The sequence below is a fragment of the Deinococcus aerophilus genome, assembly GCF_014647075.1.
Taxonomy (GTDB): Bacteria; Deinococcota; Deinococci; order Deinococcales; family Deinococcaceae; genus Deinococcus; species Deinococcus aerophilus.
The window spans coordinates 1-15111 of the sequence record NZ_BMOM01000005.1 but is presented as its reverse complement, the minus strand read 5'-3'; the positions used below and the strand labels follow the sequence as shown (position 1 = coordinate 15111).

Sequence of the window (15111 nt, the reverse complement as noted above, 5' to 3'; positions counted from 1 at the left end):
GAACCTCAGCCCAGAATGAGGTCCAGGGTCGCCACCCGCAGCGTCCCTTCGCCGGTGTGGTGAACGCCCGCCGGCCCCGCCACCAGCCGGAGCGGACGCGCAAAGTCCGGACCATCGACCAGTACGGTGTGGTACTCGCCGTTCTCACCGCAGGCATCGGCCCCCAGCCGCTCGATCTCCCGGATCAACGGAGCGTCCAGCGTCCGGCCCAGCAGGTCGGGGGGCAGGACGTCCTGGCGCACGGCGACCACACGGGCCTGCAGGCCCAGGCTCAGCATCTCGTCCACCAGGGCGCGGCGGGGTTCGAGCCACAGCGGCAGACGGGCGCGCAGCCCCGCCGCCGCGCACACCTGTTCTTCCCACTCGCGGTGGGCGGCCAGATCGATGTCGCCGAACACGGCCTCGGCCGCGCCGTTTGCCGCTGCCTGCCGCAGCAGCGCCGTGAACTGCGCCTCGTACCCCGCCCAGGAGGCCCGTGCGCTCCACAGCGGCACGCCCAACGCCGCCGCCTGCGCCGCGATGACTTCCGGGCGCAGGCCGTGGGAGCGTGACCGTTCACCGGTCTCGTCAAGCATGTTCACCACGGCCAGGGGCACCCCCCCGGCCTGCCGGACGCGGTGGAAGGCCAGGGCGCTGTCCTTGCCGCCGCTCCAGGAGCTGACAAAGGGCGTGCCGGTCACGACCGCGGTTTCAGGGCCGGAATCCGCAGCCCACCCCGGCCGTCCCAGCCCTTGAAGGCATAGAAGCGTCCCGGCTCGCCGGTTTTGAGAAAGTCGCTGAGGGGTTCGCGCATGGGGGGGGATTCCAGCTTCTCCAGCGCTTCTTCGGGGGTGCAAAACCGCGCCTCCACGATGAAGCCGTCGGGGTCGGCGGGGTTGAGCAGGCCTTCCCAGGTGGCCTCGAAGGCCACGGCGATGGCGCGCTCTCCCCGGCGCTCGTCCTCAATATGCACGGTGTAGGCCATGTGCCGGATGCCGGTCAGCTTGAGGCCGGTTTCCTCGAAGATCTCGCGGTACAGGGCCTCGGGCAGCGTCTCACCGTTTTCTACAACGCCGCCGGGCAGGGTGTGGCGCACCCGGCCGTGCCCCTGCCAGTCGTTGCCGACGAGCAGCACCCGCCCGAAACGGTCGCGCAGAATGCCCGCTGCGACCAGCAGATCACGCCGCGCCATGCTGTCCACGGCGGCCCGGGCCGTCCTGAGGCCCGGCCCCGTCCTGTGCGGCCATCTCGACGAGTTGCCGTTCCTTCTCGGTGCGGGCCAGGGCCGCGACCACCGGAGTCAGGGCCCCCTCGATCACGCTGTCGAGCGGGTGGTTCTTGTCGTCGCCCTCCAGGCGGTGGTCGGTCACGCGGTTCTGGGGGTAGTTGTAGGTCCGGATCTTCTCGCTGCGGTCCCCGCTGCCCACCTGTGAGGCCCGTTCGTGGCGCTCCTGTTCGTCTCGGGCGGCGCGTTCACGTTCGGCGAGGCGCGAGGCCAGCACGACCAGCGCCTTCTCTCGGTTTTTGATCTGCGAGCGTCCGTCCTGACACACCACCATGATCTCGTCGGGCGTGCCCGCACGGTAGACCGCCCGCACCGCGCTGTCGGTGGTGTTCACGCCCTGCCCGCCCGCGCCCTGCGAGCGGAACACGTCAATGCGGACTTCCGAGAGGTCCAGCTGCACCTCGCCCTGCTCGGCCTCGGGCAGCACGGCCACGGTGACGGTGCTCGTGTGGATGCGGCCCTGGGATTCGGTGGCCGGCACGCGCTGAACACGGTGAACCCCGCGCTCCCACTTGAAGGCCCGGAAGGCGTGGTCCCCCGTGACCTCGGCCACGACCTTGCTCGCCCCACCCAGGTCACTCTCGTTGGCGTCCAGTACGTTGACCCGCAGGTTCAGCCCCTCGGCATAGCGGGTGTACATCCGCAGCAGGTCCATCACGAACAGCCCCGCCTCCGCGCCGCCCGCGCCGGCCCGCAGCTCCAGGATCACATCCTTGGCATCGTTCGGGTCGGTGGGCAGCAGGAGCACCTCCAGCTCGCCCTCGATCTCGGCGAGACGGGCGGTGAGGGCCGCCACCTCTCCCGCTGCCAGCTCCTGCATGTCGGGGTCGGTGAGCAGTTCGCGCGCTCCGGCGAGATCGCCTTCCAGGCCCTCGCGTTCGCGCAGCAGGGTGACCAGCGGCAACAGTTCGCGGTGGCGGCGGGTCAGGCGGGCGTATTCGCGGCCGTCGGCCAGCGCAGCCGGATCACCCAGCCGGCGCTCGACCAGACCGAACTCCGATTGCAGCTCCTGAAGACGGGCACTCACGGGTGCGGCACAGCCCGCACGGCCGGGCGGCACGGCGGACTCTCGGCCGACGGGAATTCCGCCAGCAGACAGATTCTTGACACAGGCAACATGCCGGCAGTCTAGCGTCCGGCTGTCACGCCGACCTGAAGGGAAATCACACGCGGGTGCCGCGCACACCTAACCCGGCTGGCCGGGGCGGGGGAGCGGGCGCGTTACAGTCGGCCCCATGAGAACTGTGACGGTGGGTGTCCTGGGCAGCGGTACGGTGGGGCAGGACGTCCTGAACCTGATTCGGCGGCGTGAGAGCGTCTTCGCCGACCTGGGGGTGCGGGTCGAGATTGCGGGCGTCCTCGTGCGCGATGTCCACAAGGTTCGCAACGTGCCGGACGGCACCCGCGTGACCACCGACCCCGGCTTTTTGCAGGAATGCGGCGTGGTGATCGAGGCCATGGGGGGCGTCGAGCGTCCGCTGGAAATTCTGGCTCCGTACCTGAGGTCGGGCCGGCCGGTGATCACCGCGAACAAGGCGCTGCTTGCCGAGCGCTGGGACGTGCTGCGGGACTATGCCCTGGCCGGCAGCCTGTACTACGAGGCCAGTGTGATGGCCGGGACCCCGGTGATTGGTCCCATGAGCACCGTGCTGCGGGCCAGCACCTTCACGCGCCTGCAGGCGGTGCTGAACGGCACCTGCCTGTACATCCTGAGCCAGATGGAGGCGGGGCGCGACTACGCCCAGGCCCTGGCCGAGGCGCAGGCCCTGGGCTACGCCGAGACGCCCCCCACGCTGGACGTCGGGGGCTTCGATACCGCCCACAAGCTGACTGTGCTTGCCCGCTTCTGTGCAGATGGGCGTTTTCCCTACAGCGCGGTGCAGGTGCGCGGCATCGAGGACATCACCCTGCAGGACGTGCAGGACGCGCGCGCGGCGGGCGAACGCATCAAGCTGGTCGCGGAGTTGCGGCGCAGCGGCGGTGCGTGGCAGGCCACCGTCGCGCCGCAGCGTCTGCCGCTGGACCATCCGCTGTGCAACGCCGGGGCCAGCCGCAACGCCCTGGTCTACGAGGGCGAGGAATGCGGCACCCTGATCTTTGCCGGTGGCGGCGCGGGCGGCATGATCACGGCCAGCGCGATGGTCGGCGACCTGCTCGACTGGGTGATCGGGTTTCCGGGGCACGTACCGCTGCACTGAAGCGGCCGGGCAAACAGTGTGTGACGTTCAGCCCAGAACTGAACTGGAGTTCACTTTCAGGGGTTTTGCAGTTCAAAACTGCACTGCGGCCCGAACCAAAAAATGAGTTAAAGATGAATTCAAACACAACCGCTGGATTTCGTCGCCTGAGAATCCGTCCTTCGCCGCGGCGCGACGAGTGGATCGGTTCCTGGGTTGCTCGGCTGGCGATGGGCAACGAGCATACGTTGCAGTGGATGCTGGAGAACTGCGATTTTGATCTCAAGGCGTTGCGGTATCGCTCGTTGACCACTGCTGAAACAGATGTGCTGGCCGTGGCAGCCGGCAAGTCGTCCAGTTCATTGCAGTCACTTCAGTTGCAGCAGGGGTTGGAAGCGGGCCTGACCCTGGTGGTCAACAGCAACGCCACTCCATTCCTGGGCGTGACCACCTTTCAGGTGTGTCCCGCGTGTCTGGGGGAGGACCACGTGCCTTACGTGAGAAGGGCCTGGCTGTACCGCGCCAGCGTGGTCTGCAAGCTTCATCAGATCCGTCTCGTCGGTGTCTGTCCCGGCTGTCGCAGCTCACTGTCCTTGCCCGGGGTGCGGACCAAGAGGCTGCCCAATGTGCGCAGGCCAGATCGCCAGGGCCGGCTTGAAAACGACCTGCGGCGCTGTGCCATGTGCAGCTTCGATCTTGCCCAGGCGCCCCATGAAACACTCGCTATGCCGGGCCTTCTCACTCTGATCCACGAAGCGCGGTCATCGGGACATGCCCCCGAGGCATGGACAGCTTTCGTGGACGCATTCTTCCGGGCGTCCATCACCTATGGCTCTCATCTTCCAGCCGCGGCCAGCCGGCCAGCGCCAACGGTGCCCGGCGGACGCCGGCGTCCCATGAAAGTTCAGGCCGAGACCCGCGTCTCGGCCTGGGAATACACCTCATCGGTGTTGCGGTCACCTGCAGGCCCCATCGCTGGGCTGCGCCAGGCTGGGCAACACGTCTTGCTTCGCTCAGCAGGGCAAAAAAAATTGCCCAGGGGGGGGCAACTCTACGAACTATGGCTCGCGCAGCGGCTCGTGGAAGATGACCCACCTACCCTGCTGAACGGCTGGCCGGGCCTGGTCGAGGCGCTGGACAGGTTGCTGGTGGACGATCCTCGTGTGTTCGTGCCGGGGGAGGTCTTCCGGCTCACGGACCACCAGTGGCAACTGGTCTGGGACGATCTGCTTCAGGTCACCGCAGCCCACAGCGCGGCCGCACTCCGGCGCAGCTTCGAGGGCACGCTCTCGTACATCGCGGGGATGGACTGGAAGTCCATGTCAGTCCCGCAGGGGGGGTCCAACCAGAGGCGGCGCCTCTGGCGAGAGAAAGGGGTGCTCGGCCCCTTGCTACAAGCCCTGCACGACGATTTGACGCAGGGCCTTCGGGGGCGCGTGGCGGCCCCGGGCTACGCGCTGTTCAACCCCTCGCCGCAAGCGCCGTGGCGCCACGTCACCGCACGCATGCTCTACAGCAACGGCATTATCGAGGAGGCCCGATTGATTAACCCTGCTCTGCATCATCGGCTGGTGATGGAGCTGGCGGCAGCGATTCAGGCCCAACAGGCCGTGTCGCGCTGAACACCTGCATTTCACGGCGCAGTTCCATGTGCTGACGCAGCAGCGTCTGGTGATTCTGGCGCAACTGCCGCTCGCGGTCGGCGGCGACGTCCAGCGTCTGCTGCAAGTCCTCGCGGGCCTGGATCATGCCCTCAAGGCGCGCGCGCCTTTCCAGCAGGGTCAGCGCCTTGCGGCGCTCGGGGGTCCGGGCCTCCCCGGCGAAGAGCAGGGTGTGTTTGGCGGCCTGCACCCTGGGTTTGAGAGCGGATTTCTCTTCCCACAGCCGCGCGACGGTGGCGCGGTTGTGGTCGGCGGCTGGTTTGGTGGTTCTGGCCATGACATCTCCTTGGTCATGACCTTCTGACCCGGCAAAGCCGGGCTTACACCTTCCGGGGCTTCCTTCTTCTTGCCGGGGAACCCGGTGTCGGGGTCTCTTTTCTGGTTAAACGGCCACCTTGCTGAGGTCGATCTTGAACCCCCCGTCGATGGCCTCCTGCATCACGCTGACCAGAAATTCCCGCTTCTGCGACGACTGCCCGGTCTGCACGATCTTCCTGGCCCGCATGATCTTTTCCCGCAAGACCTTGTTGCGCTTACCCTGCGCCCAGACCAGCGCCGCCTGCCAGTCCTGACGGGTGAAGTCGCGGCGCCCATGGACGTTCTGAGCCAGACCCTCCAGAGTAATCTTACTGACCTCTTTCCAGCAGTCGGACCTTTTGGGACGCTCTCCCTCGTGCGGCACGCTCGCCGGTTCCGAGCGCATCACCCTGGAGATCAGCGGCGTGACCTGCTGAATGACGCCCAGCAGCCGCTCGGGCAGCACGCCCGTACGGGCGATCTGGTTCAGGTCGATCTCGTCTCCCAGATGCTCCGCAAGCCAGGCCAGCAGATAGAACCCCAGCGGGGGCTTCAGGGTTCCCTCGGCCGCGATGGGGCCGTCGGCCTCGCGCCGGATGATGGCGAGGGCCACCAGATGATCAAAGTCCTGTTCGCTGGCCTCTGGAAGGGCCCGGTTACCCGACTTCCGTTTCAACTCTTTCTTGTAGACGCCCAAGGCCTTCTCCCCGCCCAGGGAGGACAGGTAGGGTTCGCGGTCCCAGGCCATGGCGAGTTGCGCTCCGTAGGTCTTGGTGATCACCTGATCCGCGGGATAGCTCTTTGCGTCCCTGTCCTCCGCCGCCAGCATGCCTGCGTACTGACCACGGATGCGTTCATAGAACCAGCCAGTTTCCACGCCCTGGCTGACGTAGCGCCGCTCGCGGGAAATGCGTTGCAGGCTGCGCTCATGAGGATCGCCAGACAGCAGATCGCTCGCCGTGATCTTGTTCTGGCTGTTCGCGGCGAGCGCGATGCTCTGGGCCAGCTCGTCGCTTGCGTCGGTGTCCGGGGGAATGATGGTGATCTTGGCCTGCACGCTGAGCCCTGCCAGATCGCTGGGCTGGCGCCGGTCACTCCAGACCTCGTGCAGGGTGGCGGTGGTCTGGCCACCGTTGACGATCTGCAGATCATTCATGGTCTCGATGCGGCTGCCGTCGGCGCTAAGACTCACGCTGGCCGCCACCGCCGAGATGCCGTTGTTCAGCGCCACGAAGCGGCGCGGGTCGGTGCGCGCCGATAGCGCCATCTCGCGGTTGACCTTGCGGGTCTGACGCAGGTAGATGCGGACGTTGCGCCGCAGCAACTCGTCGCGCCGGGCGTCATAGAGTTCGGCCAGCAGTGTGCCTGGCATGACGGTGAGCAGCACGTTGGGTTCCCCATCCACGTCCTGGCTGGCCACCAGACAGGGCAGGCCGCCGCCGGGCAACTGTCGGAAGTCAAGCTGCTCGCTGGGTTCGTCGCGCGTGATCTTCCAGAACCACGCGATGTCGTGCACGCGGGGGGTCACGATCAGACCGGGCAGGCTGACCCGCGGCAGAGTGCTGCGGTAGTGCCCCGGGGTGATCAGGTGCAGCACGATCTCAGGAGAGTCATCGTCAAGAATCCGCCGGCCCTGCCGCGCGAACTCCGCGACATCGGGATGGGTTTCGTCAGTCAACGTCTTCCCGTCTCGCAGATGGCTGGCCAGGTTGAGCATTCTCTGCAGGACGTCGTCCACTTCCTTCTTGCTGAAGACGTAGGGCAGGTTCTGATCCGGGACCCCGTCACGCGTCAGCACGCCGGCCAGGTGCAGGCGGTCGAGCTCGTCCACCGCCCAGGCGTGGGCGAGGAGGCCGGGCTGGGTCCGGCTTCCCGCGACGCGGACATCCACCCAGAGCAGCTCGGGGGCCTGGGACAGCTCCTGCAGGCTCTCGCTGCAGGACTGAACGAGTGCCCGTTCGATGGAGTAACCGTCCTGGTCGGCCTGCCGCTCGAGCGAGTCGAGCAGACCTCTGGTGTATTCGTTGAGATTTCCGGGACTGTCTGTGGGAATCGCGGTCATGAAGCTTCACCTGAATGGGTCCGCCCGAGCAGGTCAGGCAGTTCGCTGAGCTCTGCTGGCTGCGCTGTCGAGCGCGAGAGGTCGATGCGGTAGGTGGCGCCCACGACGCCGGCAGGCAGTGCGGCGCGCCGCAGGGCGGGAAAGCCAGGATCGTCGGCGCGGTGCAGCGTCCAGTTCTGGACCTGCATCGGCTGTTCAGGAAGGTCGTCAAGCGCCTGTGTGGTCACGCCCACCTGGGTCAGGCGCGCGGCCAGCATGGTGTCCGCCCCGCTGGCTGCGGCCAGGGTTTGCAGGCGGCTGACCAGGGCCTGCAGGCTCTCGCCTGAACCCTCGCTGAGCTGGGCTTGAAGCAGCCGCACCACCCGTGTCCCAGGTGGGTCAAGCTGTTCAACACTGCTGATCGTCACCACGTGGTCATGCACCTGGGTGGCCTTGACGTCCAGGGCCAGGTGATCGGTCATGACGTCCTGTGCGGTGCCGGCCGGCCCGGTCCAGACGCCCAGTGAGGTCTCCCAGCCCAGCGCAGGCACCAGGAAGCGCTCCAGGACACACAGCTCGGCGAACAGACCTCGAACCGTCCGCCCATCCAGCAGCGCGGAGCTGCGCTTCAGAAAGCCGCTCCAGAGCCGCAGGCGTGCCAGGACGACGCGCACGGCATCTCCTGCACTGCTGGCCCCTTGCAGGTGGTCGTGCAGGTCATCGGCCAGGTGGATGTACAGGTCACGGTAGCCGGCGTCGGCGGGGGCGATGCGAATCATCTGCTGCCCTGGAAAGGCGTCTCCCACGCTGCGGGTGAGAATCAAACCGTCCCAGGGATCCAGCAGACGCTGGACGCCAGTGTCGAGCGGCAGCCGCAGCGCAAGTTCGCCGTCGCCGCAGTCACCGCCACGCAGGCACAGCAGCGTGGCATCGTCACTGATCCTGGTGGCTGCCCGCATCACGGGCACCGCTCCACGCTCCATGCGGGACCACAGTTCGCCGGGTCTCATGCGCGCATCTCCTCGGCCTGGGCCACCGGGTTCAGCGTGTAGTTGTGACGGCGCATCTCAGCGTCCCCGGGGAACGACAGCGCGAAGCCGCTGGTGCACACATCGGTTCCGATGGTGGTGATTGGGTAGATGATCAGGAGCCCCTCGTCCCGGGTGCGGGTGGCCTTCACGGCCTGGCGCGTCTTGCCCGCCGAGGCGCCGCGGGCCAGCTGTTCATCGCTGGGGTTGCTGATGGCCCCGAAATTCAGCACCCCGTCCTCCCTGATCCTGGCCCCGATCGGGCGCGGTCCATCACGCCCCGTGAAGCGGCGCGCCTGCAGAGCTTCGACGACGACTACCTGTTCACCGGACCCCTCACCCAGGTTTTCCGGCAGGTCGGCAACGCCGTGCCGCCCCTGCTGGCCGAGGCCATCGGCAGGCACATCAGAAACCACCTGGACGAACTGGACCGTGACGCGCGAGGTTGAGATAGCCCCCAGCCCTGCGGGCACGCTCGCGGCCCTGACGGGCGCGGGCTACACCGTTCAAAGCGCGGTTGCCGATCTGATCGACAACGCGATCAGCGCCGGCGCCCGGGAGATCAGCCTGAGCCTTGACCTGGGCGGCGGGGGCACGTTGACCCTCCAAGATGACGGCCATGGCATGGACGGGGAGGTGCTGGTCCAGGCCATGAAGATCGGCTACATGCACGGGGAGGTCAGGAACGCAAGTGACCTGGGAAGGTTCGGCACTGGCCTGAAGGCCGCGTCGCTTTACCTGTCGCAGTCCGGGCAATTCACGCTGAGCAGTGCCCGGGCCGGCGGGCGAGGGACCGTGGCCACACTGGACACGGAGCGCATGGCACAGACGGGGCGCTGGCTGATCGACGTGCAGGATGAGGTCGATCTGCTTGTGGGCACCACAGTCCGGATCGCCGCGCCGCTGCTCGCGCTGCGGCCGGAACTGGCCTCGGCTGAGATGAGAAAGCTGTCCGAACACCTGAGGTGCACCTTTGCCACCTACCTGGCCGACGGGCTGAGCATCTGCGTGCAGGGCACCCTGCTGCGCCCCTGGTCCCTGTGTAGCCCCGAGCTGCCAGAGGTCAGCAGCCTCAGCTCCGTGCGGCTTGACGACAAGCGGGTCCGGATCACGCCCTTTATCCTTCCAACCTACACCGACGATCCGGAGGTCGAGGGCCCACTGGGCCGGCATGAACACGCTGGATTTCACGTGCACCGTGCCGGGCGCGCGCTAACCCTGGGTGGCTGGCTGGGCCTGGGCATCGGCAGGCGACACCGCGCCGCCAGCGACCGCGTGCGTGTGCTGGTGGACATCGGCCCGGAGCTCGACCGCGATTGGCGGGTCAACCTGTCCAAATCGGGCTGCGCCATCCCTCCGCGCCTCAAACCGCGCCTGCGCGACATCCTGGACGATGTGATGGACCGGGCCGGGCGGCAACGCGGGCCGCGGGAGCGCAGTGGTGATACGCCGACAAATACAGGGGACCTGTGGAACGGCAAAGCCATTCGGCGCGATCACCCCCTCGTGCAGGATGTGATGGGGAACAGCCGCGCCCCCGGGGGTGTGGAGCACCTGCTGATCCGGCTCGAGGAGGAGCGACACCATGGCTGAAGACAACCGCCAGACCAGAATCGAGCGCGCTGCCGAGGTGGCGGGCGACATGCTGCTGGCCTTCCGCCAGACCGCCAGCCAGCCCGCCGGCCCGGCACTCGTTCGCCAGCAGGCCGCCCAGGTGCTGACTAGCCTGGAGTATGAGGACGAACTGCTGGACGAGGTGGTCCGCGAGATCGAGCGTCAGCAGGACATCTCCCTCGAGGGGTTCTTTCTGGTACCTGAAGGGACCGGGGGGGTGAATGACGTTGCCGTCTGGCAGCCCGCTGCGACCTCACCCCTGCTTCAGCGCTACCTCCAGCAGCTCGAGCGCGAGGCCTGGTCCGCAGAAGCGCGGGTGCGCCTGAAACGGGTCACCGGAAACATCCTGGGCCGGTGCGGCAACCCCGCCGTGATCGGACCCTGGAGCCGGCGGGGCATGGTGGTGGGGGACGTGCAGTCCGGCAAGACCACCAGCTACGTCAGCCTGATCTGCGCGGCCATCGACGCCGGCTACCGCAACATCGTGGTCCTGGGAGGGCGCACCAACGACCTGCGGCATCAGACCCAGGAACGCATCGACCTGGGCGTGACCGGGATCGAGAGCAGCGGTCTCAACGTCGCCAGAACACGCATCGGGGTGGGCCTGATCGGTCAGATCCCCGGGCTGACGATGCTTTCGCTGACCAGTCAGGATCATGTCGCTGGCAACGGAAACGGCAAGAAAGGCGGGGACTTCGACAAGCGCCGGGCCAATCACAACAACATCGCGGGCTCGGCGGTGCGGATCGCCGTGATCAAGAAGCACGCCACCATGATCGGCCACGTGGCCGACTGGTTGCAGGCTAACGGCGAGCTGGCCGCCGAGCCTCTTCTGCTCATCGACGACGAGGCCGACGACGCGTCCATCGACACCAACGAACCTGATGAGTCCCCCACATCCATCAACGGGGCGATCCGGCTGCTGCTTCAGCGTGCGGGCCGCAGCACCTACGTGGCTTACACCGCCACGCCGTACGCCAACGTGATGATCGACCCGGAGGCGCGCGGGGAGAAACACGGCGAGGACCTGTTCCCACGCGACTTCATCGCGCTGCTCAAGCCGCCCCCGAATTACTTCGGGGCCCGCCGTTTCCTGGAAGAGGAGGACGGCCTGGGCCACACCGTGAAGGTGGAGGACGCCGGGAACTGGATCGGCAAGGAAAGTGTCGTGGGCGACATGCCCCCCAGCCTGCGCCGGGCCATCCGCGAATTCGTGCTGGTCAGCGCAGTGCGCCGGGTGCGCCGCGCGCGGCTGGGCCTTGAACGCCAGCACGAGAGCATGCTGATCCACTCCAGCGTCCGCACTGGCGCGCACGGGAAGATCCACACGCAGGTGCAGCGCGAGGTTGATCGCCTGCAGGCCGGATGGGACTTTCCCGTGGCCGGACCAGGAGAGGTTCCCCAGGTGGAGGCCGAATTCAGCGAGACGTGGAACAGCCTCAGAGATCGGCAGGACCCGGCCCAGGCCGTGACCTGGGACGAACTGCGCCCCCTCATCACCGACGTGTTCGAGCGCCTGACCACCGAGACCATCAACGGGGTGACCAAGAAGGGCCTGGATTACCGCCGCGCCCGGAGTGGGCCGCTGACGGTGATCGCCATCGGCGGTACCAAGCTCAGCCGCGGCCTGACCCTGGAGGGGTTGACGACGAGCTACCACCTGCGCGCCAGCCTGCAGCACGACACCCTGATGCAGATGTGCCGCTGGTTCGGGTACCGCATGGGCTACGAGGACCTGTGCCGGCTGCACGCCCCGGGCGACCTCTTGCACGCCTTTACCGGGATCATGGAGTCCGACGAGGAGCTGCGGGCTGAACTCGAGGACATGGCAGGCATGGGTGCCACGCCGCTGGACTTCGGCATCCGCATTCGCACCTCGCCGGGCATGACCGTCACCGGACGCACCAAGCTCAGACACGCCGTGACGGTCCCCCTCTCCCTGGCGGGCCGGACCCTGGAAGTCACCCGCACCGCGCTGGTAGACGCGACTTTCAACGACGACCTGATGCAGGGGCTGGTGAGGGAGTTGGTGCAGGGACGGGGCCAGCAGCGGGCCGGCAACGCCCACGTCTGGGATGACGTGCCCTGGGAAACGCTGCAAGGCCCGCTGGAGGCATTCCGCGAGCTGTCTGGCACCCTTACCCTTGGGCTGAACGGCAAGCTCGCCCGCTCGCTGGCGTACGTGCGCTCGGCGCAGAACGCCAGCCCGCCCCGCCTGCGGCGATGGACGGTGGTGCTCGATGGATGTAGCCGTTGCCGTCGCGCTGCAGGTGGGCCACGATGGTGCGCGCCGGGCGGTCGGCACGCATTTTGTAGTACTTGTCAGGAAAGCTGTCCGCGCTGTAGCACTCAAGGAGTGGTTCCCGCTCGATCAGCTTGCGGTAGGACTCGCCGGGTTTGATCTTTTCAAACCGCTCAAGGTCGTCGGGGTTGTTGAAGCGGGCGATGTGTCCGGTGAGCAGTCTGCCGTTGAGTGCGCTGATGTTCTGGCCCTCGTTCGCGTTGAGCAGTGGAAGTCCGGCGAGCTGTTCGCCCAGGGTGACGGCCTGCTGCTCCAGTCCGTCTTTCAGGCTGTCCACCGCGTGCTGCGAGCTTGGCGCGTGATGGGTGGGTGGCGGCGGCCCATCGGGGGCACGCCCATCCCGGATGCCCACGATGATGCGTCGGATGCGGTCCTGGGCCACGCCGTAGGCCGCTGCGTTCAGCAGCCAGGTGGTGGTCTGGTACCCCGCCGACTCCATCGCGCTGCGCGCAGCATCAACGAAGGTGGTGCCGTCCTGGTATTTCACCTCACTCATGCCGGGAACGTTTTCCATGACCATGGCGCGGGGCTGGAGGACTTCGAGCAGATCGACCAGTTCGTGGAACAGGTGGTTACGCTCATCCTCGGTGGCGGGTCCTGCACCGTGCGCACTCTTGGCGCGCAGGCCGGCCCTGGAGAACCCCTGACAGGGCGGCCCGCCGACCAGCACGTCGATGGGGGTCTCACCGACGATCTCCCGGATGGCCTCGGCCTCTCCACGGAAATCGCGGATATCGCGGCACAGCATGGCACCCTCGTCGACCTCGGGGTGGTTGAGCCGGTAGGTGCGCATGGCGTGCTCGTCGGCGTCGACGGCCAGGACGGTGCGGTAGCCCGCGCGGCGAAACCCCTCTGAAAGTCCGCCCGCGCCGCAGAACATGTCCACCAGGGTCAGGCGTTCTTCCGCGTGGGCCTGCTGGTGCAGGTGCTCGCGCCCCGTGGCGCAGAGTAGCCGCAGCGGGCAGGTGGCGCAGAGCGGGACGGGTGCCTGGCAGACCGCCTCGCCGTGCAGGGCAGCGCCGATACGGAAAGCCTCCCGCAGCGAGGGCGGCAGGGCCGCCAGTGTCGTGGCCTCCATGGCCTGTGCGGCCACCTCATCAAGGCTGACCCCCAGTGGTTCGAGCAACCGGGTACGCCTCAGGACCCGTTCCAGGTGGGTCACGGCGAACAACGGCGGGGGGGGCGGCGCGCTTCCTGCTCCGGAAAGCCGATCTGCATACAGTGCGCCCAGCGCTGAGGTCAGGGTCTGGGCCTGTTCCTCCACCGCCTGCCGCACACCCCTCGCCTCAACGAGCGTGCCGCCGCGCTGTTTATGAAGCCTGCGGTCCATGACGCCCCGCCAGCGACGGTCAGCGCCCGAGACCACGCGGCCCTTTGGTCCATCGTGAAGTCCCCGTCCAGCTGCCCCGGTGGCCGCCGTGAACCCATCCTCAGTGGCCTGTGCCGGCAGGGCCTCGTGCGGCTGCGCGGGAGTCGAAGCGGGGAAAAGTGCGGCTGCCATTTCCTCTAGCATAGCGGGTCAGGTTCTTACGGCTTCCCCACATTCGGCAAATCTCTCGCGCGGCAGCAAGGGTGGAGGGCAAAACGGCCACATCTTCCCCGAATCAGGTGGGAAGGCTGGAAGTCCTGTTCACCTGGGTCTGCCTGGCCCGGTAAAAATCACACAGATGGTTCACCGCACACCCGCCACAGCGGGGCCGGGGCTGGCACACGTCGCGGCCGTGGAGTACCAGGCTGACATGCAGGGAGTGTCGCAGCTCCGGGGCGATCAGGTCTGCGAGGACGGCCTGACCCCGTTTGTGGTCGAGGTGCGTGAGGTCCAGCCCGGCCTCGTGGAAGACACCGGCGCGGGCGAGGACGCGCAGGTTGTGGGTGTCCACCGGGAATGCTGCGCGGCCCAGCGAGTACATCAGTACGCAGTAGGCCGTTTTGGGGCCGACGCCTGGTAGCGTGGTCAGAAAGCCCTCCACGCGATCATCGGTCCAGTCTTGGAGATCATCCAGGCTGTAGCGTCCAAACTGGTTGCCGATCAGGCGCATGGTCTGGCCCAGATCGGCAGCGCGCTGGACGCCCATACCGGCAGTTCCGGTAATGGCGTGGATCTCCCTGGCCTCCGCGCCCGCCATTTCCCCCCAGTCGGGGAAGCGGGTCTGCAGGCGGCGGAAGACGTCCTGATAGGCCCCCTCGCGTGTGCGCCGCGAGATCATGATGTAAATCAACTCATCGAGGGGGTCGCTGTGATTTCCCAGGTCCCGCTCCGTGTATGTCTCCTGCAAGACGCGGGTCAACGCCTGCTGCCTGTCGGTCTCCCTCGTGATCAGGCGACGGACCCTGGCAGGGACGCCTCCAGTGGACTGCCCCACAAGCGGAAAAAGGCCAGGATGCTCGAGCAGGTGGGTCACCATGCGGCGGCGCCAGCGGTTGTGCTGGGCAAGCAGTCCCTTTTCGAGGGTCTGAGATCGGGGGGCGGGAATGGCCGGGGGGCAGGCACTGATCGCTGCGGGCAGGAGAGGTGAGCGTGCGGCCATGGTGCTAGCCCGCTGACAGAGGACGGCCAGGCTCAGCGGTCATGCTGTCCGCAAAGGCAGGAGGGCTGCGCAGGACACATTCATCCGGCTCAGTATGCCCGGGTGATCAGCAGCTGACGCCTAGAGCCCGTTTTGGAAATGAAAAGACTGTCTCAGACAGTCTTTTCATATTGTGACCAGCCGGCGGAGCAGGAGACGG

12 protein-coding genes and 1 pseudogene are annotated in these 15111 nt (G+C 67.2%); 5 read left to right on the top strand and 8 right to left on the bottom strand.

All coding sequences use genetic code 11. The features are described from left to right. Nucleotides 1-5 precede the first annotated feature (5 nt). From IEY21_RS04495 to prfA, 3 genes are read right to left on the bottom strand one after another with little or no spacing between them, the layout of a single operon-like run. Complete coding sequence (locus tag IEY21_RS04495; RefSeq protein ID WP_188901816.1) at nucleotides 6-680, bottom strand: Dph6-related ATP pyrophosphatase; 675 nt, start codon at nucleotides 678-680, stop codon at nucleotides 6-8. Further along, a complete protein-coding gene (locus tag IEY21_RS04490) occupies nucleotides 677-1171 on the bottom strand; it encodes an NUDIX hydrolase (RefSeq protein WP_188901814.1) in 495 nt (164 codons plus the stop codon). The genes IEY21_RS04495 and IEY21_RS04490 overlap by 4 nt, the downstream gene beginning before the upstream one ends. After that, nucleotides 1158-2291, bottom strand: a complete 1134-nt coding sequence (gene prfA, locus IEY21_RS04485; RefSeq protein WP_188901812.1) for a peptide chain release factor 1 — start codon at nucleotides 2289-2291, stop codon at nucleotides 1158-1160. Before prfA ends, IEY21_RS04490 begins: the two co-directional genes overlap by 14 nt. A gap of 208 nt (nucleotides 2292-2499) precedes the next feature. Between prfA and IEY21_RS04480 the strand changes: the two genes are divergently transcribed. Together IEY21_RS04480 and IEY21_RS04475 are read left to right on the top strand one after the other, a co-directional pair. Beyond that, nucleotides 2500-3462 (top strand): homoserine dehydrogenase, encoded by a 963-nt coding sequence (locus tag IEY21_RS04480; RefSeq protein ID WP_188901810.1) that lies wholly within the window; start codon nucleotides 2500-2502, stop codon nucleotides 3460-3462. Nucleotides 3463-3527: 65 nt separating this feature from the next. After that, entirely contained in the window at nucleotides 3528-5063 is a 1536-nt protein-coding gene (locus tag IEY21_RS04475; protein WP_188901808.1) for a TniQ family protein, read from the top strand. On the opposite strand, the gene IEY21_RS04470 is transcribed toward IEY21_RS04475, so the two are convergent. The 3 genes from IEY21_RS04470 to IEY21_RS04460 form a co-directional block, all read right to left on the bottom strand. Next, nucleotides 4987-5379 (bottom strand): hypothetical protein, encoded by a 393-nt coding sequence (locus tag IEY21_RS04470; RefSeq protein ID WP_188901806.1) that lies wholly within the window; start codon nucleotides 5377-5379, stop codon nucleotides 4987-4989. The genes IEY21_RS04475 and IEY21_RS04470 overlap by 77 nt on opposite strands. 105 nt (nucleotides 5380-5484) lie before the next feature. Next, nucleotides 5485-7461, bottom strand: coding sequence for an AIPR family protein (locus IEY21_RS04465; RefSeq protein WP_188901804.1), 1977 nt, complete (start codon nucleotides 7459-7461; stop codon nucleotides 5485-5487). Next, nucleotides 7458-8450 carry a PD-(D/E)XK motif protein gene (locus IEY21_RS04460; RefSeq protein WP_188901802.1) on the bottom strand — a complete coding sequence of 331 codons (993 nt, stop codon included), beginning with the start codon at nucleotides 8448-8450 and terminating at the stop codon, nucleotides 7458-7460. Before IEY21_RS04460 ends, IEY21_RS04465 begins: the two co-directional genes overlap by 4 nt. Nucleotides 8451-8494: 44 nt before the next feature. Between IEY21_RS04460 and IEY21_RS04455 the strand changes: the two genes are divergently transcribed. The 3 genes and pseudogenes from IEY21_RS04455 to IEY21_RS04445 all read left to right on the top strand — a co-directional run. After that, entirely contained in the window at nucleotides 8495-8917 is a 423-nt protein-coding gene (locus IEY21_RS04455; protein WP_229752879.1) for a DNA cytosine methyltransferase, read from the top strand. Then, nucleotides 8901-10061: an ATP-binding protein gene (locus IEY21_RS04450; RefSeq protein ID WP_188901800.1), complete on the top strand. Its 1161-nt coding sequence runs from the start codon at nucleotides 8901-8903 to the stop codon at nucleotides 10059-10061. Before IEY21_RS04455 ends, IEY21_RS04450 begins: the two co-directional genes overlap by 17 nt. Beyond that, nucleotides 10054-11952: pseudogene (locus IEY21_RS04445) on the top strand (Z1 domain-containing protein); the annotation flags it as partial. The gene IEY21_RS04450 and the pseudogene IEY21_RS04445, both read left to right, overlap by 8 nt. 268 nt (nucleotides 11953-12220) lie before the next feature. Here the strand turns inward: IEY21_RS04445 and dcm are convergent. Further along, nucleotides 12221-13885, bottom strand: coding sequence for a DNA (cytosine-5-)-methyltransferase (gene dcm, locus IEY21_RS17085; RefSeq protein WP_308424817.1), 1665 nt, complete (start codon nucleotides 13883-13885; stop codon nucleotides 12221-12223). Nucleotides 13886-13988: 103 nt separating this feature from the next. Further along, nucleotides 13989-14672: an endonuclease III domain-containing protein gene (locus IEY21_RS04440; RefSeq protein ID WP_188901796.1), complete on the bottom strand. Its 684-nt coding sequence runs from the start codon at nucleotides 14670-14672 to the stop codon at nucleotides 13989-13991. Between the last annotated feature and the right edge of the window lie 439 nt (nucleotides 14673-15111).

What these genes read in the sequence shown, in the direction of transcription:
- dcm (WP_308424817.1), bottom strand. Translation starts at nt 13,885, where the DNA reads ATGGCAGCCGCACTTTTCCCCGCTTCGACTCCCGCGCAGCCGCACGAG.
- IEY21_RS04470 (WP_188901806.1), bottom strand. Translation starts at nt 5,379, where the DNA reads ATGGCCAGAACCACCAAACCAGCCGCCGACCACAACCGCGCCACCGTC.
- IEY21_RS04460 (WP_188901802.1), bottom strand. Translation starts at nt 8,450, where the DNA reads ATGAGACCCGGCGAACTGTGGTCCCGCATGGAGCGTGGAGCGGTGCCC.
- IEY21_RS04490 (WP_188901814.1), bottom strand. Translation starts at nt 1,171, where the DNA reads ATGGCGCGGCGTGATCTGCTGGTCGCAGCGGGCATTCTGCGCGACCGT.
- IEY21_RS04465 (WP_188901804.1), bottom strand. Translation starts at nt 7,461, where the DNA reads ATGACCGCGATTCCCACAGACAGTCCCGGAAATCTCAACGAATACACC.
- IEY21_RS04480 (WP_188901810.1), top strand. Translation starts at nt 2,500, where the DNA reads ATGAGAACTGTGACGGTGGGTGTCCTGGGCAGCGGTACGGTGGGGCAG.